Origin of the sequence: Pseudonocardia endophytica, from assembly GCF_004339565.1 — a bacterium.
GTDB classification, from domain to species: Bacteria; Actinomycetota; Actinomycetes; order Mycobacteriales; family Pseudonocardiaceae; genus Pseudonocardia; species Pseudonocardia endophytica.
The window spans coordinates 1,449,779-1,471,687 of sequence record NZ_SMFZ01000002.1; the positions used below are offsets into that span (position 1 = coordinate 1,449,779).

General features: G+C 72.8%; 21 protein-coding genes and 1 riboswitch. Of the genes, 8 read left to right on the forward strand and 13 right to left on the reverse strand.

The genetic code is table 11. The features are described 5' to 3' along the window. Window positions 1-134 precede the first annotated feature (134 nt). The gene (locus EV378_RS25655; RefSeq protein ID WP_132432750.1) at window positions 135-2,525 is read left to right on the forward strand and encodes a DNA internalization-related competence protein ComEC/Rec2; all 2,391 of its coding nucleotides are present in this window, start codon (window positions 135-137) and stop codon (window positions 2,523-2,525) included. A 73-nt stretch (window positions 2,526-2,598) separates the two neighbouring features. Here EV378_RS25655 and thrC read toward each other — a convergent pair whose 3' ends face one another. Continuing rightward, window positions 2,599-3,879 (reverse strand): threonine synthase, encoded by a 1,281-nt coding sequence (gene thrC, locus EV378_RS25660; protein ID WP_243653767.1) that lies wholly within the window; start codon window positions 3,877-3,879, stop codon window positions 2,599-2,601. 6 nt (window positions 3,880-3,885) lie between these two features. Further along, window positions 3,886-4,034: riboswitch (SAM riboswitch) on the reverse strand. 138 nt (window positions 4,035-4,172) lie between these two features. On the opposite strand from thrC, the gene holA reads away from it, so the two are divergent. Then, window positions 4,173-5,153: a DNA polymerase III subunit delta gene (gene holA / locus EV378_RS25665; RefSeq protein WP_165922484.1), complete on the forward strand. Its 981-nt coding sequence runs from the start codon at window positions 4,173-4,175 to the stop codon at window positions 5,151-5,153. A gap of 175 nt (window positions 5,154-5,328) precedes the next feature. Here holA and rpsT read toward each other — a convergent pair whose 3' ends face one another. Beyond that, window positions 5,329-5,595 (reverse strand): 30S ribosomal protein S20, encoded by a 267-nt coding sequence (rpsT, locus tag EV378_RS25670; protein WP_132429967.1) that lies wholly within the window; start codon window positions 5,593-5,595, stop codon window positions 5,329-5,331. A 183-nt stretch (window positions 5,596-5,778) separates the two neighbouring features. Here rpsT and EV378_RS25675 point away from each other — a divergent pair, with 183 nt between their 5' ends. After that, on the forward strand, window positions 5,779-6,531 hold the full coding sequence (locus tag EV378_RS25675; RefSeq protein WP_132429968.1) for an alpha/beta fold hydrolase: 753 nt from the start codon (window positions 5,779-5,781) through the stop codon (window positions 6,529-6,531). A 3-nt stretch (window positions 6,532-6,534) separates the two neighbouring features. On the opposite strand, the gene cynS is transcribed toward EV378_RS25675, so the two are convergent. Continuing rightward, window positions 6,535-6,999, reverse strand: a complete 465-nt coding sequence (gene cynS, locus EV378_RS25680; protein WP_243653768.1) for a cyanase — start codon at window positions 6,997-6,999, stop codon at window positions 6,535-6,537. A 349-nt stretch (window positions 7,000-7,348) separates the two neighbouring features. Here cynS and lepA point away from each other — a divergent pair, with 349 nt between their 5' ends. Continuing rightward, window positions 7,349-9,211, forward strand: coding sequence for a translation elongation factor 4 (lepA, locus tag EV378_RS25685; protein ID WP_132429970.1), 1,863 nt, complete (start codon window positions 7,349-7,351; stop codon window positions 9,209-9,211). 52 nt (window positions 9,212-9,263) lie between these two features. Here lepA and EV378_RS36820 read toward each other — a convergent pair whose 3' ends face one another. Both EV378_RS36820 and EV378_RS25695 read right to left on the reverse strand, forming a co-directional pair. After that, the gene (locus EV378_RS36820; protein ID WP_132429971.1) at window positions 9,264-9,737 is read right to left on the reverse strand and encodes a MarR family winged helix-turn-helix transcriptional regulator; all 474 of its coding nucleotides are present in this window, start codon (window positions 9,735-9,737) and stop codon (window positions 9,264-9,266) included. 168 nt (window positions 9,738-9,905) lie between these two features. Next, window positions 9,906-10,871, reverse strand: a complete 966-nt coding sequence (locus EV378_RS25695; protein WP_132429972.1) for a zinc-binding dehydrogenase — start codon at window positions 10,869-10,871, stop codon at window positions 9,906-9,908. Window positions 10,872-10,915: 44 nt separating this feature from the next. On the opposite strand from EV378_RS25695, the gene EV378_RS35555 reads away from it, so the two are divergent. Continuing rightward, a complete protein-coding gene (locus EV378_RS35555) occupies window positions 10,916-11,086 on the forward strand; it encodes a hypothetical protein (RefSeq protein ID WP_165922485.1) in 171 nt (56 codons plus the stop codon). Window positions 11,087-11,132: 46 nt separating this feature from the next. On the opposite strand, the gene EV378_RS25700 is transcribed toward EV378_RS35555, so the two are convergent. Then, complete coding sequence (locus EV378_RS25700; protein ID WP_132429973.1) at window positions 11,133-12,050, reverse strand: NAD-dependent protein deacetylase; 918 nt, start codon at window positions 12,048-12,050, stop codon at window positions 11,133-11,135. Window positions 12,051-12,059: 9 nt separating this feature from the next. Between EV378_RS25700 and EV378_RS25705 the strand changes: the two genes are divergently transcribed. Continuing rightward, window positions 12,060-12,644 (forward strand): TIGR03086 family metal-binding protein, encoded by a 585-nt coding sequence (locus tag EV378_RS25705; protein WP_132429974.1) that lies wholly within the window; start codon window positions 12,060-12,062, stop codon window positions 12,642-12,644. Here the strand turns inward: EV378_RS25705 and EV378_RS25710 are convergent. Together EV378_RS25710 and EV378_RS25715 are read right to left on the reverse strand one after the other, a co-directional pair. Then, complete coding sequence (locus EV378_RS25710; RefSeq protein ID WP_132429975.1) at window positions 12,635-13,426, reverse strand: enoyl-CoA hydratase-related protein; 792 nt, start codon at window positions 13,424-13,426, stop codon at window positions 12,635-12,637. The two genes, EV378_RS25705 and EV378_RS25710, sit on opposite strands and share 10 nt — an antisense overlap. A gap of 221 nt (window positions 13,427-13,647) precedes the next feature. Continuing rightward, complete coding sequence (locus tag EV378_RS25715; RefSeq protein ID WP_132429976.1) at window positions 13,648-13,857, reverse strand: hypothetical protein; 210 nt, start codon at window positions 13,855-13,857, stop codon at window positions 13,648-13,650. 321 nt (window positions 13,858-14,178) lie between these two features. Here EV378_RS25715 and EV378_RS25720 point away from each other — a divergent pair, with 321 nt between their 5' ends. Further along, window positions 14,179-15,039 (forward strand): LLM class F420-dependent oxidoreductase, encoded by an 861-nt coding sequence (locus EV378_RS25720; protein WP_132429977.1) that lies wholly within the window; start codon window positions 14,179-14,181, stop codon window positions 15,037-15,039. Window positions 15,040-15,153: 114 nt separating this feature from the next. On the opposite strand, the gene EV378_RS25725 is transcribed toward EV378_RS25720, so the two are convergent. Continuing rightward, the gene (locus EV378_RS25725) at window positions 15,154-16,248 is read right to left on the reverse strand and encodes an LLM class flavin-dependent oxidoreductase (RefSeq protein ID WP_132429978.1); all 1,095 of its coding nucleotides are present in this window, start codon (window positions 16,246-16,248) and stop codon (window positions 15,154-15,156) included. A 315-nt stretch (window positions 16,249-16,563) separates the two neighbouring features. Here EV378_RS25725 and EV378_RS25730 point away from each other — a divergent pair, with 315 nt between their 5' ends. Continuing rightward, window positions 16,564-18,504: an FAD/NAD(P)-binding protein gene (locus EV378_RS25730; protein ID WP_132429979.1), complete on the forward strand. Its 1,941-nt coding sequence runs from the start codon at window positions 16,564-16,566 to the stop codon at window positions 18,502-18,504. A 277-nt stretch (window positions 18,505-18,781) separates the two neighbouring features. On the opposite strand, the gene EV378_RS25735 is transcribed toward EV378_RS25730, so the two are convergent. The 4 genes from EV378_RS25735 to EV378_RS25745 form a co-directional block, all read right to left on the reverse strand. After that, window positions 18,782-19,693 carry a sulfite exporter TauE/SafE family protein gene (locus EV378_RS25735; RefSeq protein WP_132429980.1) on the reverse strand — a complete coding sequence of 304 codons (912 nt, stop codon included), beginning with the start codon at window positions 19,691-19,693 and terminating at the stop codon, window positions 18,782-18,784. A 22-nt stretch (window positions 19,694-19,715) separates the two neighbouring features. Beyond that, window positions 19,716-20,603 carry a sulfite exporter TauE/SafE family protein gene (locus tag EV378_RS25740; protein WP_132429981.1) on the reverse strand — a complete coding sequence of 296 codons (888 nt, stop codon included), beginning with the start codon at window positions 20,601-20,603 and terminating at the stop codon, window positions 19,716-19,718. A 105-nt stretch (window positions 20,604-20,708) separates the two neighbouring features. Next, complete coding sequence (locus EV378_RS35560) at window positions 20,709-20,852, reverse strand: hypothetical protein (protein WP_165922486.1); 144 nt, start codon at window positions 20,850-20,852, stop codon at window positions 20,709-20,711. Between the two features lie 124 nt (window positions 20,853-20,976). After that, window positions 20,977-21,906, reverse strand: coding sequence for a sirohydrochlorin chelatase (locus EV378_RS25745; protein WP_132429982.1), 930 nt, complete (start codon window positions 21,904-21,906; stop codon window positions 20,977-20,979). Window positions 21,907-21,909 lie beyond the last annotated feature (3 nt).

The following is a 21,909-nucleotide window of genomic DNA, read 5'->3' on the forward strand; positions in this document are numbered from 1 at the left end:
GTGACCTCGACGGCGGTGACCTCGACGGCGGTGACCTCGACGAGCCGGTCGTCCCGGACGATCTCGCCGAGCCGGTCGCCCCGGACGACCTCGACGAGCCGGATCACCTCGACGAGCCAGCGACTCGCGCGGACCTGCGCCTCGTCCCCGCCGCGCTCTGGACGTGGGGTTCCGTGCTGTGCGGGCTGCTCGGCGGGGCCGCGGGTGGAATCGCGGCCGCGCTCGTCTCGGCGACGGTGCTGATCACCGGGCTGATGCTGGCCCGGACCGCCCCGCGGGCCGCGCGGTACCGGTCCGGCCTCCTGGCCGCGGGCGGTTGTGCCGTGGCGGCCGCCGTCCTGATCACGGTGCACGCGTCGGCACTGGAACAGAACCCGCTGCGCGCCGCCGCGGAGCGCGGTTCAGCGGCCGAGGTGCGGGTGCGTCTCACCGACGACCCGCGGCCCCTGCAGCAGGCGGGCTTCGGTGGGCAGGCCGGCGGCGCCACGCGGATGCTCGTGCCGGTCACGCTCGTCGAGGCGGTCGCGGGCGACGGCCGGTGGTCGCTCGGCGGTCGGATGGTCCTGCTGACGCCGGCCGAGGGGTGGCAGGGACTGCTCCCCGGGCAGGAGGTCTCGGCGCAGGGGCTGCTCGCGCCGGCGCAGCGGTCGGACCTCACGGTGGCCGCACTGCGGGTCCGTGGGCCGCCCACCGAGGTCACGGCGCCCTCGTGGTGGCAGACGGCGGCCGGTGGTCTGCGGGACGGGCTCCGCGATGCGTCGGCCCGTGCTCTCGACCCGGCTCCGGCGGGGCTGCTGCCCGGACTGGCCGTCGGCGACACCCGCAACCAGGCGCCGGAGGTCGAGCAGGACTTCCGGACGGCCGGTCTCACGCACCTGACGGCCGTCAGCGGCGCCAACCTCACGTTGATCGCCGGGACAGTGCTGCTCCTGCTGCGGTTCGCGAGGGCTGATCCGAGGGCCGCCGCCGTACTGGCAGGTGTGGCGCTCGTCGGGTTCGTGATCCTCGCGCGCCCGTCTCCGTCGGTGCTGCGGGCCGCCGTGATGGGTGGGGTGGTGCTGCTCGCGCTGGCACTCGGCCGGGCGCGCTCGGCGGTGCCCGCACTGGCCGCCGCCGTCCTCGCGTTGCTGCTGATCGACCCGGCACTGGCCGTGGACGCCGGCTTCGCGCTGTCCGTCGCGGCCAGCGGTGCGCTCGTGCTGCTCGGCCCCCCGTGGGTGGCCGCTCTGCGGGCGCGGGGAACACCGGCCGGGGTGGCGGAGGCGCTCGTCGTGCCCGTCGCGGCCGCGCTCGCGACGGCGCCGCTGATCGCCGGTCTCGGCGGGCAGGTCAGCCTCGTCTCGGTCGTCGCGAACCTGCTCGCCGCGCCCGCCGTGGCGCCGGCGACGGTGCTGGGTGTCCTCGCCGCCGTCCTCTCGCCGCTGAGCCCGGACGCCGCGCAGGCATGCGCCTGGCTCGCCGGTCCGGCCGTGCGGTGGCTCGTCGAGATCGCGGACCGGGCGGCGGCGGTACCCGGGGGGACGGTGCCGTGGCCGGAGGGGCTGACCGGGTCGCTGCTCCTGGCCGGGGTGCTGCTGGTGCTGGTGCTGCTCGCCCGGCACCGCCGGATCCGGGCGTTGCTGGTCGCCGTGCTGCTCGGCCTGATGCTGGTCCTGGTCCCGACGCGGGTGGTCCCGCCGGGATGGCCGCCGAGTGGGTGGGCGATGGTGGCGTGCGACGTCGGACAGGGCGATGCGCTCGTCCTCGCGACCGGCGTGCCGGGACGGGTCGTGGTCGTCGACGCCGGACCCGAGGACGGTCCGATCGACGCCTGCCTCGACCGGCTCGGCGTGCGGGGCATCTCGCTGCTCCTGGTCAGCCATCTGCACGCCGATCACATGGGAGGGATCGCCGGAGCGATGCGCGACCGGCCGACGTCCGGTGTCGCGGTCGGGCCGGTGCACGACGCGGGGTGGACAATGCGCACGATCGCCGCCGCGGCGGCCGCGGCCGGGGCACCCGTCGTCGAGCTGGTCGCCGGACGGACGCTGGCCTGGCCCGCTCTGCGGATCGACGTGCTCGGCCCGGTGCACCCGCCGCGGTCGGTGGACGCCGACGACGGCACCGCGGTGAACGACACCTCGCTCGTCCTGCGGGCGTCGACGCCGGCCGGGACGGTTCTGCTCACCGGCGACGTCGAGCTGGCCGCGCAGGCCGACCTGCTGGCTTCCGGTGTGGACCTGCGGGCCGACGTGCTGAAGGTCCCGCACCACGGTTCCCGCTACACGTCCGTCGCGTTCCTGCGAGCCGTCCGGCCGCGGGCGGCGCTGGTCAGCGTCGGGGCCGGGAACACCTACCGGCATCCGAACCCGGCGCTGATGGAGATCCTCGCCGGGTCGGGCGTGCAGGTCAGGCGCACCGATCAGGCGGGGGACACGGCCGTCGTCGCCGCACCGGACGCCGACCGGGACGGTCGTCCCGATCTCGCCCTGGTGACGCGCGGTGACCCGATGCCGTCGCCCCGCCGGTCCGGAGGCTCGCGATGAGCGGAGCCGACCGATGAGCTCGACGGGGGACGGCAGCCGGTGGTGCGTGCGGTGCCGGCCGGGGCAGGGACGATCAGCCGAGGTGCGAGAGCGCCTCGCGGACGGCCTTGCTGCTGGACGGTACGGTCGCCGTCGGGCCGACCTGGCCGGACACCGCGTCGAGCGTCTTCAGACCGTCCCCGGTGATCAGCAGGACGGTCTCGGCGTCCGGGTCGAGCTTGCCCTCGGCGAGGAGCTTCTTCGCGGTCGCGACGGTCACGCCACCCGCGGTCTCGGCGAACACTCCCTCGGTCCGGGCGAGGAGCCGGATGCCGTCGACGACCTCCTCGTCGCTGACGTGGCCGACCGATCCGCCGGTGCGGCGCACCGAGTCCAGCACGTACGGCCCGTCGGCCGGATTCCCGATGGCCAGCGATCGGGCGATCGTGTCCGGTCGGACCGGCTGGATCACGTCGTGCCCGGCCTCGAACGCGGAGGCGACCGGCGAGCACCCCGTGGCCTGCGCACCGAACACGGTGTAGGGGGTCGGCTCGACGAGCCCCAGCGTGCCGAACTCGGTGAACCCCTTGTCCACCTTGGTGAGCTGCGACCCGGAGGCGACCGGGACGACGATCTGCTCCGGCAGCCGCCAGCCCAGCTGCTCGGCGACCTCGTAGCCGAGCGTCTTCGAGCCCTCCGCGTAGTAGGGGCGGACGTTGACGTTCACGAACGCCCAGTCCTCGTGCTCCGCGGCGAGCTCGGTGGCGAGGCGGTTGACGTCGTCGTAGTTGCCGTCGACGGCGAGCAGCGTCCCGCCGTACACGGCGGTGGTGACGATCTTGGGCTGCTCCAGGGAGGACGGGATCAGGACGACCGAGTCCCAGCCGGCGCGGGCCGCGGCCGCGGCGACGGCATTCGCCAGGTTCCCGGTCGACGGGCAGCACAGCACGGTGAAGCCGAGCTCGCGGGCGGCCGCCAGTGCGACGGCGACGACGCGGTCCTTGAACGAGTGCGTCGGATTGCCGGTGTCGTCCTTGACCCACAGCTTGCGCACGCCGAGCGCGGCGGCGAGGTTGTCGGCCTCGATCAGGCGGGTCAGGCCGGGCTCGGTGTTCGGGTGCGTGTCCACGGTCGACGGGACGGGCAGCAGATCGCGGTAGCGCCAGATCGACTTCGGGCCGGCCTCGATCTGCTGTCGGGTGACCGCCGGGAAGTCGTAGGCCACCTCGAGCGGGCCGAAGCACTGCGGACAGGCGAACTCCGCGGCGAGCGGAACCTGGTGGCCGCATTCACGACACGAGAGGGCGCGCGCCGGGCCGAGGTCGTACGACGTCCGGTCGTCAGCAGACAGAGCCTGGGCAGCAGTGAGAGTCACGAGATCTCCTCATCTGTCCCGCGAGGCGCGGGTCGGAATTGGCACCGTGTTCGTCGACGTCCGGCCACGCCGTCAGGCGTGACGGGGCGGATCGTCGTGCGACGCCGGTTGCCGGGGCTTCAACGGGCCGTTCCCTCTGCCCCTCTGGATGAGCCATCTTCAGTTGTCCGCTTGCGGCATCGGACCGGGCGGTTGATCGGACGGTACGGCACGGCCCTGTCGGATTTCCACCCGACGCCCACCATCCGAGAGCCGGGTCACCGCTTCGACGGGAGGTGGGACACCATGGCGGGGTGAGCCCAGCGTCCCGTGACGGCGGCCCTCCCGCGCCGCTCCAGCTCGTCGTCGGCGAGGAGGAACTGCTGGGCGAGCGAGCCGTGGAGGACATCGTCCGGCGTGTCCGGTCCGACGACCCGGAGGCCGAGCTCCGGCGGTTGCGGACCTCGGAGGTCGCGCCCGGCGAGCTCGCCGGCCACCTGAGCCCGTCGCTGTTCGCGGAGGGTCGGGTGATCGTCCTCACCGCCGCGCAGGACGCGACCAAGGACATGGTCGCCGCGATCGCCGAGTACGCCGCGGACCCGGCGCCGGGCATCGTGCTGGTCGCCCAGCACGCGGGTGGCGCGAAGGGCAAGGCCGTCGTCGACACGTTGCGCAAGGCCGGCGCCGAGACCACGACCTGCAACAGGATCTCCCGTCCGGACGAGCGGGCCGACTTCGTGCGCGCCGAGGTCCGCAGGCACGGCGGCAGCATCACGGCCGACGCCGTTCCGGTGCTGATCGAGGCCGTCGGGTCCGACCTGCGCGAGCTCGCGTCGGCCGCGAGCCAGCTGGTGGCCGACACCGGTGGGCGGATCGACGAGCAGGAGGTGCGTCGCTACCACCGCGGACGGGCCGAGTCGACCGGCTTCGCGGTCGCCGACGCGACGATTGCGGGTGACCGGGTCAAGGCGCTCGAGGCCCTGCGCTGGGCGCTCGTGCTGGGCACCCCGCACGTCCTGATCGCCGACGCGCTGGCGGACGCGGTGCGCACGCTGGCCAAGGTCGGCTCGGCGGGACGCGGCGACCCGAACCGGCTGGCCGGGGAGCTCGGCATGCCGCCGTGGAAGATCCGCAAGGCCCAGGGTCAGGTGCGGTCGTGGCGCCCGGAGTCGCTCGCCGTCGCCGTCGCCGCGACGGCCCAGGTGAACGCGGACGTCAAGGGTGTCGCGGCCGACCCCGAGTACGCCCTGGAGCGGGCCGTGGTTGCCGTGCTGGACGCCCGCGAGATGCGCTGACCGCCTGACCGCCCGACCGGCGCCCGCACGCCCGACCCATGATCGGCGGTTTGGCACGGGTCGAGGCCGTGTGCGGCACCGATCCGGACCGGACCGTCGATCATCCCGGGCCGTGGGCAGACACGAGAACGGCGCCGCCCCACGAGGTGGGACGGCGCCGTCGGAGACCGGGCGCTCAGGCGCCGATCTTGTTCAGCCGCTGGGCCATGGCCGACTTGCGGTTCGCGGCCTGGTTGCGGTGGATGACGCCCTTGCCGGCGGCCTTGTCCAGGGCCTTGGCGGCCTTGCGCTGCGCCTCGGCGGCGGTGTCCACGTCACCGGTCGCTGCGGCCTCCCGGAAGTGGCGGACCGCCGTCTTGACCGAGGACTTGACCGCCTTGTTGCGCTGGCGGCGCTTCTCGTTCGTCTTGACCCGCTTGATCTGGGACTTGATGTTGGCCACGCGTCTGCCTCTGGTCTTCCTGCCTGATGGGATCGGCCTGCTGCTCGAGTCTGTCCGGCTCCGGCGGCGCCGGACGGCTTTGGACGAAACCAGCCGTTCCGGGCGAGCACACCGAGCGCTCGACGGTCAATGTTAGCAGCGGCCGCGCACGTTCCTGTCGGGGGTCGGACCTAGTCTCCCCCCATGACGGTGGTGCTGGTGCACGGTAACCCGGAGACGGCCGACGTGTGGGGGCCGCTGGTGGACCGCCTCGACGGGCGGGAGGTCGTGTGCCTGTCCCCGCCCGGCTTCGGCGCCCCGGTCCCGGACGGGTTCGACGCGACGATGGACGGCTACCGGGACTGGCTGGTCGCCGAGCTGGAGACGCTCGGCGCGGACGTCGGCCCGGTGGACCTCGTCGGGCACGACTGGGGTGGCGGGCACGCGGTGAACGCCGTGCTGCTCCGCCCCGATCTCGTCCGTACCTGGGCGAGCGACATCGTCGGGGTGTTCGACGAGGACTACGTCTGGCACGACCTCGCGCAGGCCTGGCAGACGCCGGAGGTCGGGGAGAAGGCCGTGGCCGCGCTCGTCGACGCGCCCGCCGACCTGCAGGCGCAGCGCCTCGCCGAGCGCGGGATGGAGGCGTCGGTCGCGCGCAAGGTGGCCGCAGGTGTCGACGGGGCGATGGGCCGCTGCATCCTCACGCTCTACCGGTCCGCCGCGCAGCCGGCCGTCGCACGGCGCGGGGCCGAGCTGGAGCGGGCGGGCGTCCGGCCGGGGCTGTCCCTGCTCGCGACGGAGGACCACATGGTCGGTACCGAACCGCAACGTCGCCGCGCCGCCGGGCGGGCCGGAGCGCGCACCGAGGTGCTGGACGGGCTGGGTCACTGGTGGATGACCCAGGACCCGGACCGCGGGGTGGAGGTGCTCACCCGGTTCTGGGACTCGGTCTGACGATCACCACACGCGGTAGGGCAGGAACTTCCCGTTGAGGGTGATCACGGCGCGATCGCCCTTCGGGTCCTCGACGCGCCGGAAGTCGAGCTCGAAGTCGATCGCCGACACGATCCCGTCGCCGAACTCCTCGCGGGCCAGCTCGGAGATCGTCGCGCCGTAGACCTGCACCATCTCCTTGAGCCGGTAGACGAGCGGGTCCGTCATGTCCACGGCGGACTCGCCACGCACCGGCGGGAGCGTCAGGGCGTCGACGACGTCGTCGTCGAGGTCCAGCAGCGAGCCGACGGCCTCGGCCTGCTCGCGGGACAGGGGCTGTTGGCCGAGCAGAGCGGAGGTGGACCACTCCAGGGACCGGCCGACGGTCTCGGCGATCTTGTCCCAGTGCAGTCCGAGCCGCTTCTTGGCGGCGAGCACGGCACGGGCCGCGTCGAGGCGGTCGAGGGGAGGGAGAGGGGCGACGGGCACGGGTGCCTCCGGTGTGGGACGGACGGGAGGGGCGGCGACGATGCCTCGGCGGTGACCGTGCAGACGATCGTGGCGAATCGTGGCCGCCCCGGCAACGGGGAGCCGCCGGTCGCCGCGGCGGCCGGCCACGTGAGGTGCCGGTCGCGCCGGTGGGCCGGCCATCACGAAGCCCGCGGCCGGGTGGGTGGCGCGACGGGCCGGCCCGTCTGCGATCGGTAGGCAGGCGGCCGGTCGCGGACGGCCCGCCGGGCCGGGCGGAACCCGCTGCGGACGGCCCGACCGCCGGCGCACGTGCGGGGTCCGTGGACATGGGACGATGGTCGTGAGACCCGACGCGAATGGATCATGAGTGACGACGTACGCCGACCGCACGTTCACCCCGCCGGAGCGGATCCGGAACTTCTGCATCATCGCCCACATCGACCACGGCAAGTCGACCCTGGCCGACCGGATGTTGCAGGTGACGGGCGTACTCGAGGCTCGTGACTACCGCGCCCAGTACCTGGACCGGATGGACATCGAGCGCGAGCGCGGGATCACGATCAAGGCGCAGAACGTCCGCCTGCCCTGGACGGTCAAGGACGACGACGGCCGTGAGCAGGAGACCGTCCTGCACCTGATCGACACCCCTGGCCACGTCGACTTCACCTACGAGGTGTCGCGAGCGCTGGAAGCCTGCGAGGGCGCGATCCTGCTGGTCGACGCCGCGCAGGGGATCGAGGCCCAGACCCTGGCCAACCTGTACCTGGCCATGGAGAAGGACCTGACGCTGATCCCGGTCCTGAACAAGATCGACCTTCCGGCCGCGGACCCGGACAAGTACGCCGCCGAGATCGCGCACATCACCGGGTGCGAGCCCGAGGACGTGCTGCGGGTCAGCGCCAAGACCGGCGACGGCGTCGAGGCGCTTCTCGACGAGGTCGTGAAGCAGATCCCGCCGCCGGTCGGCGATCCGGACGCCCCGGCCCGCGCGATGATCTTCGACTCGGTCTACGACACGTACCGCGGTGTCGTCACCTACGTGCGGGTCGTGGACGGGAAGCTGACGCCGCGCGAGCGGATCAGGATGATGTCCACCGGCGCCGTGCACGAGCTGCTGGAGATCGGCATCGTGTCCCCGGAGCAGAAGCCGTCCGACGGCCTCGGCGTCGGCGAGGTCGGCTACCTGATCACCGGTGTGAAGGACGTCCGCCAGTCCAAGGTGGGCGACACGGTGACCACCCAGAAGCAGGGTGCCGACAGGGCGCTGACCGGTTTCCGCGAACCGCAGCCGATGGTCTACTCCGGACTGTATCCGGTGGACGGTTCACAGTATCCGGACCTGCGCGACGCGCTGGACAAGCTGCTGCTCAACGACGCAGCGCTGTCCTACGAGCCGGAGACGTCGGCCGCGCTCGGGTTCGGCTTCCGCTGCGGGTTCCTCGGCCTGCTGCACATGGAGATCACCCGGGACCGTCTGGAGCGCGAGTACGACCTGGACCTGATCTCCACCGCGCCGAACGTCGTCTACCGGGTGGTCACCGACGACGGCGAGGATCTGACCGTGACCAACCCGTCGGACTGGCCGACGGGCAAGATCGGCGAGGTCTACGAGCCGATCGTCAAGATCACGATCCTGGCGCCGTCGGAGTTCGTCGGCGCGATCATGGAGCTGTGCCAGAGCAGGCGCGGCCAGCTCGGCGGCATGGACTACCTGTCCGAGTCCCGTGTGGAGCTCCGCTACACGATGCCGCTCGGCGAGATCATCTTCGACTTCTTCGACGCGCTGAAGTCGCGCACCCGCGGCTACGCCAGCCTCGACTACGAGGAGGCCGGTGACCAGCAGGCGGATCTGGTGAAGGTGGACATCCTGCTGCAGGGCGAGCCGGTGGACGCGTTCTCCGCGATCGTCCACAAGGACTTCGCCTACAACTACGGCACGACGATGGCCTCCAAGCTGCGCGAGCTCATCCCGCGGCAGAACTTCGAGGTGCCGATCCAGGCGGCCGTCGGGTCCCGGATCATCGCCCGGGAGACGATCCGCGCCATCCGCAAGGACGTGCTCGCCAAGTGCTACGGCGGCGACATCAGCCGTAAGCGCAAGCTGCTGGAGAAGCAGAAGGAGGGCAAGAAGCGGATGAAGACGATCGGCCGGGTCGACGTCCCGCAGGAGGCCTTCGTCGCGGCTCTGTCCACCGGCGGCGGGCAGGCGACGGAGAAGCCGAAGAAGTAGTGAACCCCGCCCGGATACCGGGCGGGGTCGGGGGGAGTGGGGGAGCGGCGCGCTACAGCGCGCCGGTACGAGGGCCGGGGATGGCGCCGTCGTTCATCGACGACGGCCTGCTGTGCACGGTCGCGCGGCGTGGCGTGAGCATCCGCTGCACGCCGTGGCACACCGACTCGACGACCGACCGGCCGTCCGCACCCAGGTGCACGAGCACCCGGCGGCGGTCCAGCGGGTCGGCGGACCGGTACGCCAGCCGCTGGCTCACCAGCCGGTCGACGATCCGCGTCGCGGTCGGGGCGGGAAGCGCCGTGTGGCTGGCGATCTCGCCCATGCTGCGGCCGGTGCCGCGGGCGAGCATCAGCAGGACGCGCCAGCCGTCTCGGCTGACGTCGGCCGCGTCGGGTGTCGTGGACAGGGCGGTGGCGACGGCGTGGTCGACCCGGTCCAGGAACTCGACGACACCCGTGGCAGGCGCCGGGGGCGCGGCCGCAGTGGCCGTCCCCGGCGCCCGTCGACTATAAGGCTCGGACACGATGACGGACTGTACTTGTCATCTGCCCGAAATCCGACCGTGTCCTGCGGAAATCGGGGTGTAGCGGTGGACGGTCGTCACACTGCGGTGATTGCCGTTGCCGCTACCAGGGTGGATGTGCATCGCGTAGTTGATTTTAGGTAGATCACACTCTGATCTCGGTAACGCTCAGCGGGTGAGCACGATCTTCCCGGCGGTCTTCCCGTCGAGCATCGCGCCGAACGCGTCGGCCGCCGAGTCCATCGGGACCTCGGTCCCGATCTCCGGCTTGATGCCGGTCGTCGCGACGAACGACATCAGGTTGGCCAGCTCGTCGCGGGTGCCCATCGTGGACCCGACGACGCGCAGCTGGAGGAAGAACAGACGCTGCAGGTCGGCCGGTGGATTGGGCCCGCTGGTGGAGCCGCAGATGACGATGATCCCGCCCGGCTTGAGCGCGCGCATCGAGTGCGACCAGGTCGCCTCGCCCACGCTCTCGAACACGCCGTCCACCTTCTCCGGCAGCTTCGCGCCGGACTCGAACGTGGCGTGCGCGCCGAGCTTCTCGGCCAGACCGCGCTTCTCCTCGTCGCGCCCGGTCACCCAGACCCGCAGACCGGCCGCGCGGCCGAGCTGGATCAGCGCCGTCGACACGCCGCCGGACGCGCCCTGGACGAGCATCGTCTGGCCGGGCTGCAGACCGGACTTGGTGAACAGCATCCGGTACGCGGTGAGCCACGCGGTGCCGAGCACGGCCCCCTCCGCCGCGCTCAGCCCGTCGGGCCGCGGGATCGCGTTGCGCTTCGGGACGATCACCTGGTCGGCCATCGTGCCCTGGTGGCGCTCGGTCAGCAGCGTCCGCTTCGGGTCGAGCGTCTCGTCGCCCTTCCAGTCCGGGTCGCCGATGATCGAGTGCAGGACGACGTCGGTGCCGTCGGTGGTCGTCCCCGCCCCGTCGCAGCCGAGGATCATCGGGAACTGCTCCGGCTTGATCCCGACGCCGCGCAGGGTCCAGAGGTCGTGCATGTTCAGGCTCGCGGCCTGCACGTTCACGGCGACCCAGCCGTCGGGGACCTCGGGCTCGGGGCGCTCGCCCACGACGAGGGAGTCGAGCGGGGAGTCGGCGTTGGGCTCACTTGCGTAGACGGCGAACATGGCCCCGAACCTAGCCCGCCCGGCCCTGGACTACCGTGTGGGACGTGCGTGAGCTGGCGGACTGGTGGGACGCGGTCGAGCTGTGGGTGACCCAGCTCGCGTTCGGCTTCCAGGTCGTGCTGGTGATCCTGGTGGTGATCCCGGTGTGCGCGCTGATCGCCGCGGGCCTGGACAGGCTGACGTCGCGCTTCGACAGCCCGGCGGACCGTCGGTAGTCCCCGGGCCCACACGCCATCCCGAACGAACGGCACCGTCGAGCAGTCACAGTGCTCGAACGGCCCCCTCGTTCGGGGGTGAGGTGGGGTAGGCGGACCGCTCGGCGGCCAGCTCGGCCAGGAACTCGCTGCAGCCCGTGTCGACGCGAACCGTCGCGAGGTCGTCGCCGCGCGTCGACCCACGGTTCACGATGACGACCGGCACATCGCGCTTGGCCGCGTGCTTGACGAACCGCAGCCCGGACATCACCGCCAGAGACGAGCCCACGACGAGCAGCGCGCCGGTGTCCGGCTCGAGCTCCTCCACCATGGCGTAGCAGTGCGCGACTCGGTCGCGCGGCACGTTCTCCCCGAAGAACACCACGTGCGGCTTGAGCACCCCGCCGCACGCGCGGCAGGCAGCGATCCGGAACCCGTCGGTGGCCTCCAGCGCGGCGTCGCCGTCCGGCGCCGACTCGATCTCGGCGCTGACCGACTCGGTGAAACCCGGATTCAGCTCGGTCAGCCTGCGCTGCAGGTCGTCCCGGCCGCCGACCCGGCGGCAGCCAAGGCAGATCACCTCGTCGATCCGCCCGTGCAGGTCGACGACGTCCCGGTGTCCGGCCTCGCCGTGCAACCCGTCCACGTTCTGGGTGATCAGCGGGCACTGCAGCGCGGCGAGCGCGCGGTGCCCGGCGTTCGGCTCCGCGCGCCGCATCCGGGCCCACCCGACGTGGCTGCGCGCCCAGTAGCGACGCTGCGCGGGCTCGCCGGACACGAACTCGGCGTAGGTCATCGGGCGCCGCGGCGGCGAGTCCGGCCCGCGGTAGTCCGGGATGCCGGAGTCGGTGGACAACCCGGCGCCGGTCAGGACGACGAGCCGCCGGCCGTCGAGCAGCGCGCGGGCATCGGTCACGCGTTCCAGGGTAGGCGCGCGGCCGCGGTGTCGCGTTTCTGCAATCCGTGGGCCCGCCGGCCGCGCCATCCTTCACGCATGGATCACGAGCAGCACCTGCGTACCGCCGTCGACCTCGCCGTCTCCGTCATCCGGGACACGCCGGTCGACCGCTACGACGACCCGACCCCGTGCACCGACTTCACCGTCGCGGACCTGGTCAACCACCTCGCGTTCGGCTTCGTGCTGGCGCGGTGCAGCGGGAACCGGGAGCCGTGGGACCCGTCGTGGACGGCCGACTCGCCCGCCCCCGTGCTCGACGGGCTGCCGCGCGAGCAGTGGGCCGACGCGTGCGTCGAGGCGGGGAAGACGGTCGTCGCGGCGTGGGAGTCGCCATCGGCGTGGGAGGGGGAGTCGCACATGGGCGGCGCGGCGATGCCGGCCGCGATGATCGGTTCGATGATGAGCGGCGAGTTCGCCGTGCACGCCTGGGACCTGGCGACCGCGACCGGCCGCACCATCGAGGTCGGGCCGGGACTCGCGGACGTCGCGCTCGAGTCGATGACCGCCATGGCCGGGATGGGCCGCGACGCCGGGTGGATCGGGCCCGAGGTCACCGTCGCCGACGACGCGCCGGCGTTCGACCGCGCGCTGGCCGTCGCCGGCCGGAACCCTCAGCCCTGAGGCACCCAGGATGGCGTGCGCTTCTCCCCGAACGCGCGGATGCCCTCCTGTCCCTCCTCGCCCGCGAAGTAGCAGGCGGACAGCGTGTTCATCTCCGCGAAGTCCTCGGCCATCGTCGCCGGACGTGCGCGCCGCAGCATCTCCTTCGCGCCGGCCAGCGCGCCGGGGGCGCCGAGCCGGAGCATGTGCGCGTAGCGGGCGACCTCGTCGTCGAGCCCGTCGGCTGGCACCGCGCGGTTGATCAGCCCGACGGCGGCGGCGCGGGCCGCGTCGAACGTCTCGCCGGTCAGGAACAGCTCGTGCGCGGCGCGCGCGGACAGCCGGGGCAGCACCGTCACCGAGATCACCGCCGGGATCACGCCGATCCGCACCTCGGAGAACGCGAACGTCGCGTCCTCGGCGGCGATCGCGACGTCGCAGGCCGCGACGATCCCGACGCCACCCGCACGCGCCGGGCCGGAGAGCCGCGCGATCACCGGGGTGGGGGAGTCCCAGAGCGTCTGCAGGATCCGCGGGACCTCGGTCACGCCCTGCTGCTGCGCGTCGGCGCCCCGGGACTCCTTGAGGTCCATGCCCGCGCAGAACACCGTTCCGGTGTGGGTCAGGACGATCACGCGGACGGCGTCGTCGGCGATCGCGGCGTCCAGGTGGGCCAGCAGCTCGCGACGCAGCCGGGCGGAGAGCGCGTTGCGGTTGTGCGGGGAGTCCAGCGTGATCGTGGCGACGCCCGAGGCGACGTCGAGATGGACGAGCTCGGTGCCGGACGTGTCGGATTCACTCACGCCCGGCACCGTAGCCGTCAGGCTTTCTTCCCGTTGCTGGTGATCGACACACCGGCCTGCGCGAACAGCTGGCTGACCGGGCAGCGGCGCTCGGTCTCCTCCGCCGGCTTCGCGACCTGCTCGTCGGTGCCGTCTGACCTGGTTGCACGACGAGAGCGACGCCAGCGTGTAGGCGAGCGGGCTCGGGTGCCTGTCCTGGCCGCCGAACGCCTCGTAGGGGGTCAGGCGCTCTGCCGGGGGAACGTCCGCATCATGGCGATCTGCTGGGTCAGCTCGGCCGCGATGAGCTCGGTGTGCAGCGCGTCGTCCTCGCCGTCGTGGGCCGCGAGGGCGCGGTGGCGGCGGACCAGGTCGTCGATCGCGTCGAGCATCCGGTGCACCGACGACCGGTCGGCGGGAGGCGACTCGGGCCGGGCGAGCTCTGGAGTCATCGACGTTCTCCATTGAACGCGTAGGGGCGGTCAGGATGTGCGGCGGTCGGTCACCACCTGTTCCCTGTTGTACTCCTCATCCACGATTCCCAACCCGGTGAAATGCCGGTCTGCGACACAGCACACTGTGGCCGGACGGAGTCGGGCGCTGACCGGTCGTGAGTGGCGTTACCCCCGTGTGAACCCGGCGCCGAGCGGTCGAACGGTCGAGGACTCCCTGGTCGTGGGTGGGATCGGCAGGGCCAGGCTGAGAACGGGCGCCCGCGTGTCGACAGGCATAGCGTCGCCCCGGAACCACCTTCCACGCGAGAGGAAGAGCACGTGAAGATCGGACTGCACATCGCGGACTTCACCTATCCGAACGGTCCGACCGGGCTGGCGGACGATCTGACGCGGATCGCGGTGACCGCGGAGGAACAGGGATTCTCCCGGGTCAGCGTGATGGACCACGTCTGGCAGATCCGGCCGGTCGGCCCGATCGAGAACGACATGCTGGAGGCGTACACCGCGCTGGGCTACCTGGCCGCGCGCACGGAGAAGGTCGACCTGCTGACCTGGGTCACCGGCGTCACCTACCGGTCGCCCGGCCTGCTGGCCAAGTGCGTGACGACGCTGGACGTGCTGTCCAAGGGCCGCGCGTGGCTGGGCATCGGCGCCGCCTGGAACGACGAGGAGTCGGCCGGCCTGGGCCTGCACTTCCCGCCGACGGCGGAGCGCTTCGAGCGCCTCGAGGAGGCGCTGCAGATCTGCCTGCAGATGTGGAGCGACGACGACGGCCCGTTCGACGGGAAGCACTACCAGCTGACCCGCACGATGAACGTGCCGCAGCCGCTGTCCCGCCCGCACCCGCCGATCCTGATCGGCGGTGGTGGCGAGAAGAAGACGTTGCGCCTGGTCGCGCAGTACGCCGATGCCTGCAACCTGTTCGGCGGCCCGGACCTGTCGCGCAAGCTCGACGTGCTCAAGCAGCGCTGCGACGAGGTCGGGCGCGACTACGACACGATCGAGAAGACCGTGATGGCCCGCCTCGACCCGGACGACCCGCAGGCGACCGTCGAGGAGCTGAAGGGCTATGCGGCGCTCGGCGTGCAGCACGTGCACTCGATGATCCCGCGCGTCTCCGAGCTCGAGCCGCTGCGGGTGATGGGCAAGGAGGTCATCCCGGCCGCCGCCGAGATGTGAGGCGAGGCCGACGCATCCCGTGTCGGCGTGTCGCATCCGTCGCAACGGGTGCGACACGCCGAACGGGGGTGCGTGAGCCCACGGCGGGGTGCGGCGGCACTCCGCCGGACGCCGTCAGGCCGCGACCGCGTCCCGCCGCGCGACCTCCTGGCGGACGAGCGGGATCACCTCGCGTCCGAACTCCCTCGCGTCCTCGATGAGGTCGTAGCCGCGGGCGGACAGGATCCGCACGCCGAGGTCGTAGTAGTCCATCAGCGCCGCCGCGACCGTCTCCGGCGTCCCGACCAGCGCCGTCGAGTTGCCCGCGCCGCCGGTGGCCTGCGCCGTCACCGTCCACAGTGCCCGGTCATGGCGCTCGCCGCGCTCGGCGACCGACAGCAGCCGCTGGGAGCCGGTGTTCTCCGGGTCGGTCAGCTTGTGCCGACGGGTGAGCTGCTCGCCGCCCGCGGTGCGCTCCCTGATCCGGGCGACCGTGTCGTAGGCCTTCTCCCACGCCGCGTCCTCGGTGCGGCCGAGGATCGGGCGGAACGCGACCTGGAACGTCGGCGCCGGGCGTCCGGCCGCCTTCGCGATGGCCGTGATCGTGTCCATCTGCTGCTTCGTCCCGGCGAGCGGCTCGCCCCACAGAGCGAAGATGTCCGCCTCCTCGGCGCCGACCTTGTAGGCCGCCTCGGAGGACCCGCCGAACGAGATCCGCGGTCGTGGTTGCTGGACCGGGCGGGCGTCGAGGACGAAGTCGTCGAACGAGTAGTGCTCGCCGTGGAAGTCGAACGGCTCGGTCTCGGTCCAGGCCCGCTTGTAGATCTGGATGGCCTCGCGCGTGCGGTCGTAGCGCTGGTCCTTGGGCAGCGTGTCGCCCTCGCGGCGCTGCTCGTGGTCGTTCCCGCCGGTGATCACGTGGATCGTGAGCCTGCCGCCGCTGACCGCGTCGAGTGTCGCGACGGTCTTCGCCGCGAACGTCGGGTAGCTGACGTTGGGCCGGTGGGCCAGCAGCAGCTGCAACGACGACGTGTGCGCGGCGATGTGCGCCGCCGCCTGCGCGGGGTCGGCGCTGCCGGAGCCGTAGGCGGTGAGCACGCGGTCCCACCCGGTCTCCTCGTGCGCGCGGGCCAGCGCGAGCGTGTAGTCCGGGTCGAACGCGGGTCCGCTGCGAGGGGTGGTCTCGGTGCCGTCGTTGGTGGCGCCGATACCGAGGAACTCGACGGGCATGACAGGTGTCCTTCCGCTGGTGGGGGCTAGGGTCGACGCGGCCGACTCGCCGCGGACCACACCCGTCCCAGATCCAGCCAGGCACGCCGCACGAGCGGCACCCGGATCGTCGGCATGACCCGCGCAACACCGGGACCGGCTAGGGGATTCCCGGACGTGGGACGGATCGCGAGCGCTGGCCGTCGGACACACCGTCCGCTTACAGTCGAGGCATGGGCCTGCGGCTGGTGCGACGTCGACACGTCGACCTCGCGCGCACGCAGGCGGCGCTGCGAGCGGAGTGACACCCGCCCGTCACCCGCCCGAGAGGAACCCATGAGGTCACCCGCCAGCACGTCCGTCGTGATCGTCGGCGCAGGTCCCCGGGGCGCGGGCGTCCTGGAACGGATGGTCGCGAGCGCGCCGGAGATGCTCGGCGCCGCGCTGTCCGGCGACGGCGTCGACGTGCACCTCGTCGACCCGCACCCGGCGGGCGCCGGCCGGATCTGGCGTCACGAGCAGTCGCCGCTGCTGGCGATGAACTCGATGGCCGCGGACGTCACGATGTACACCGACGACACGGTGGTCTGCGACGGGCCGATCGCGCCGGGCCCGTCGTTCTGGGACTGGGCGAAGGACGTCCGCGAGAACGGCGGGGAGGGCGGGCGACTCGAGGCGGTGATGGGCGACGAGCTCGCCGCCGAGCTGCGGGCGGTCACCGCGGCCACGTTCCCGACCCGGCGCCTGCAGAGCTTCTACCTGCAGTTCGTGCTCGACGACGTGATCTCCCGCGCCCCGGACGGGCTGCGCGTCCACGTGCACCGGACGGTCGCGACCGACCTGCGCGACGACGGCCCGGACCAGGTCGTGACGCTCCAGGACGGCACGGTGCTGCGCGCCGACGTCGTCGTGCTCGCCTCCGGCCATCTGGACGCGACGCCGACCGCGGACGAGTGCGCGCTGCACGACGCGGCGCGCGAGCGCGGCCTGCGCTACCTCGTGCCGGAGCAGACCACCGACACCGACCTGTCCGTGATCCGCCCCGGCGAGACCGTGCTGGCACGCGGGCTGGGGCTGGCGTTCGTCGACCTCGTCGTGCTGCTGTTCGAGGGTCGCGGCGGGCGGTTCGAGCCGGACGGCGACGGCCTGCGGTACGTGCCGTCCGGGAATGAGCCGGTGCTGGTCGGCGGCTCGCCGCGGGGGGCGACGTACCACTCCAAGACGCACTACCAGCTCAAGGCCGGTCGCCCGCCGCTGCCGCGGTTCCTGACGCCGGAGACGACCGACGCGCTGATCGCGACCGGCCGCGTCGACGTCGCGACCCAGGTGTGGCCGCTGATGGCCAAGGAGATCGGCTGGGGCTGGTACCACGAGCTGTTCGCCGGCCATCCGGAGCAGGTGCGGGCGACCTGGGACGAGTTCTCCACGCGCTACGCCGAGCTGGACTGGGACTCCGACGCGATGGCCGCCCTGATCGACGAGACGGTGCCGGACCCGCTGGACCGGCTCGACCTCGTCGCGCTCGACCGTCCACTGGAGAATGTGCGCGCGTCCGATCTGGACGCATTGCAACCCCTTGTCCGCGAACGGATCGCCGAGGATCTGCGCCAGCACGTCGACGAGCGGCACACGCCGCACCTGGGCGCGTTCGTCGCGATGCTGTCCGTCTACACGGAGACCACCCGGCTCGCCGGCTCCGGCGCGCTCACCGCCCGATCGCGCGCGGTGGACATGCCGTGGTGGCAGAGCTTCTTCAACTCAGTGGCCAGCGGCCCGCCCGGCTTCCGCGTGCGGGAGATGCTGGCGCTGTGCCGGGCCGGGTTCCTGAAGTTCCTCGGTGCCGGGATGCAGGTGGAGATCGCCGACGACGCCTTCCGCGCGACGAGCTCGACCCTGGAGGGTGCCCCGCCCGTCGAGTCGACGATCCTCGTCGACGCCCGCCTGCCGGACCCGAGCCTGTCGCGGACGGTCGACCCGCTGCTCGGCGGGCTGTTCGCGCGCGGGGAGGCGGCCGAGGACGCGCTCGTCGACGACGACGGCACGGTCCTGCGCAACACCGGCCTGCTGGACGTCCGCCCCGCGGACGGCGCCGTGCTCGACGCGCAGGGACGCCCGCACCCGCGCCGCTTCGCCGTCGGTCCACACACGACGGTGAAGGTCGCCGGCGCGTTCACCCGGCCCGGGATGAACGCACAGAGCCTGCGCTACAACGACGCCGTCGCCCGCGCCGTCCTCGCCGCCCTGCCGGAAGCGTCCGCGGAGTCCCCGGCCGCCTGACGCGGACGCGCGCCGACGTCGACGCTCTGTCGGTCGACGCTCTGTCGTTCGACGCTCCGGCCGGCGACGCCCTATCCGTCTCGCCCGCCCCTCTCAGCCTCGCGCCCGCCCCTCTCCGCGAACGAACGGAGCGCCGCGAGGTGGGTGATCGACCGTCGTGGCGCACATCGTTCGCCGCTCGAACGCCGCGCTCCACAACTGTTGATCACGCCTGCCTCGGTCGCCGATGTCGGCGTAACCAGACTCGGCCCGGACCTGGGTCGCTCGCCGGTCGAGATCAGTCGTCGACGCCGGCGGGGACCGGTTCCTCCTGGACGGCTTCGGTGCGGCGGGTCTGGCGCAGCTTCGCCACGGCGACGGCGACCGCGGCCACCCACAGCGCGACGATCACGGCGTAGACCGCGGTCAGGGCCGCGCCGGTGACGTCGAACGCCGTCAGGATCGTGCGCGCATTCGTCAGCACGATGATCCCGCCGACGGCCGTGCCGAGCACCGGCGCCGGCACCTTCGTGACCAGCCACGCGGCCAGTGGCGCGGCGAGCACACCACCGAGCAGCAGACCGCCGATGGTGAACGGGTCGAGCACCTCGGTGCCCAGACCGACCAGGAAGCCGATGCTCGCGGCGAGCGCCACCAGGAACTCCGACGTGTCCACCGACCCGACCACCGTGCGCGGCGCGGTCTTGCCCGCGGTCAGCAGCGCGGGCGTCGCGACCGGTCCCCAACCCCCGCCACCGGACGCGTCCACGAACCCGGCGACCAGGCCCAGCGGGGACAGGAACCGGGCACGGTGCGGCGACCGGCGGGCGGAGGCGACCTTCGGCGGACGCACCGAGAAACGCAGCAGGATGTACACGCCGAGCGCCAGCAGGATGCCGGACATCCACGGTGCGGCGTCCTCGGTGGACAGTGCGGACAGCACGGTCGCACCGAGGAACGCGCCGACCGCGCCGGGAACGCCGAGGCGCAGCACGAGCTTCCAGTCGACGTTGCCGAAGCGCCAGTGCGACGCACCCGACACGAGCGTCGTGCCGACCTCGGCCAGGTGCACGGACGCGCTGGCGGTCGCCGGGCTGATGCCGGCGAGCAGCAGCAACGACGTCGAGGTGACGCCGTAGGCCATGCCGAGGGCGCCGTCGACGAGCTGGGCGCCGAAGCCCACGAGAGCGAAAATGATCAGAGTGCGCACGGGAGGAATCCTCTGTGAGTCGTCAGGTGCGGCCTGCGGGCTCGGGTGCCCGGTCGTCGACCGGCGGGAGTACGTGGCGTGGCGTGCGGGACAGCCCGGCGGTCAGGACGAGCGCGCCGACGGTGCCGACGACGATCCAGCCCGGAGCGACGTCGAGCAGGGCCAGCGCGGAAGCCAGCAGGACGGCCGTGACGACCGGGCGGATCACCGCGACCGGGCCCTGTGCGGACAGCCGCGCCCCGAGGTAGACGCCGGGCAGCGCGCCCAGCAGTAGCGACGCGGTGAGCGCGAACTGCACGTCACCGAAGATCAGGTGCCCGACCGTCGCGGCCGCGACCAGCGGGATCGCCTGCATGATGTCCGTCCCGACCAGGTGCGACGGGCGCAGCCCCGGGTACGCGACGAGCAGCATCGCGATGATCAGCGAACCGGCGCCGACCGAGGTCAGGCCGACGGCGAACCCGCCGACCACGCCGATCAGGACGGTCACCACGGGCCGCACCGGCGGCGCTCCGTCGACCGGCTCCGCACGCCGGGCCGCCCTGCGGTCCATGACCTGGCGGAACACCGTGGTGGCGACGGCCGCGCAGAGCGCGATCCCGATGATCAGCTTCAACGGGTCGGTGACGCCTGCGCCGTGGCCGATCATCCCGATGACGACCGCGCCGGCGAACCCGGCCGGGACGGCTCCCGCGGACAGCCAGCCGACCAGCGTCCAGTTCACGGTGCCGCGCCGCGCGTGCACGGCGGCCCCGACCGGTTTCATCACCAGCGACGTCAGCAGGTCCGAAGAGATCGCGGCCAGCGGGCTGACCCGGAACACCAGGACGAGCAGCGGTGTCAGGAGCGCGCCGCCGCCCATCCCGGTCAGCCCGACCAGGATCCCGACGACGAGACCCGCGACGGTCACGGGGAGGTCGATGTGCACTGCTGGGGCCTGCTTCCTGCGCGGGACTCGGCCGGGCGCGCGGGCACGCGGAGGTGCCCGGTCACGCCGGCCAGGAGGTCGGGGTCGTCAGCGCAGGGGACAGAGGCCGTCGAACTCGTCGACGCGCCGGGAGGGCCAGAAGCACTCGAGATGCACGTCCAGATGCCACGACGACGAGGGGTTCGCCGCCGCACCGGGAACCCGGTCGGGGGCGCACTCGATCGTGGTCACGGCATCCATCGTCCGTCCCGGACAGCGACAGGACAACCGGACGTCCGAGGTGCGGGATAGGCCATAACCTGTCCGGACAACTCGGCGGGAACCACGCCTGAGCTGCGGGTTCCCGACCAGTGGCTCAGCCCACTCTGCGGGCGGCCGACCCGTGTTCGACGGCGGCGGCCCACTGCCGCAGCACGGCGGCGGCGAGGTCGGGGTGGGGTCCGACGGGATCGGCGACGAGCGCGCCGCCGTCGGCCGCGGCCTCGACGATCCGGTCCGGCAGACGACCGGGCGCGAGCACCCACGGCACGACCACGACCCGGCGCGCCCCGGCCGCGCGAACGGCCTCGATCGCCTGCGCCGGGGTGGGCTCCGCGGCCGTCACGTACGCGGCGCTCGCGGCGGCCCATCCGAACCGCTCGCGCCACCCGTCGACCCGGTCCGCGACGACCCGGTTCGCGTCCGCCCGGGACGACCCCACGGACGCCAGCACCACCCCGAGCCCCGGGTCGCACAACGGGTCCTCGCCGGGCATATCCGGACCGCGCAGGCCGTGCAGCACCTGCGAGGTCGGCGAACCGTCTGCGACGTGCGAGCCGCCGCGCGGCCGAGCCCCGTCCTCGCAGGGGAACCCCGTTCCGCGCAGGACGTGCCGGGCCTGCGACGTCACCGGATGCCCTGCGAGGTGCGGGCCCGCGGCGAGAGCGTCGCGGAGCCGGGACAGGGCCGCCGCGTCGGTGCCCGGGTCGGGGCCGAGGACGTCGGACGTGTCGATGTGCAGGAGCGGGTTCCGCGAGGCGGCGGACGCGACCAGGCCCGGCACGTCCGAGCGGGCGTGGAACGCGTTGCCCAACAGCAGCGGTACGACCACCGCGTGCCGGTGCCCGTCCGCCGCGACGCCGTCGAGCACGTCGCCGAGACGCGGGGCGGACAGGTCCAGAAAGGACACCCGCACGTCGAGGTCCGGTGCCTGCCCGCGCACCTCGGCGGCGAGCGCGGTGATCGTCGCGGCCGAGCGCGGGTCGCGGCTGCCGTGCGCGACCGCGACCAGCGCGGGAACGGACATCCT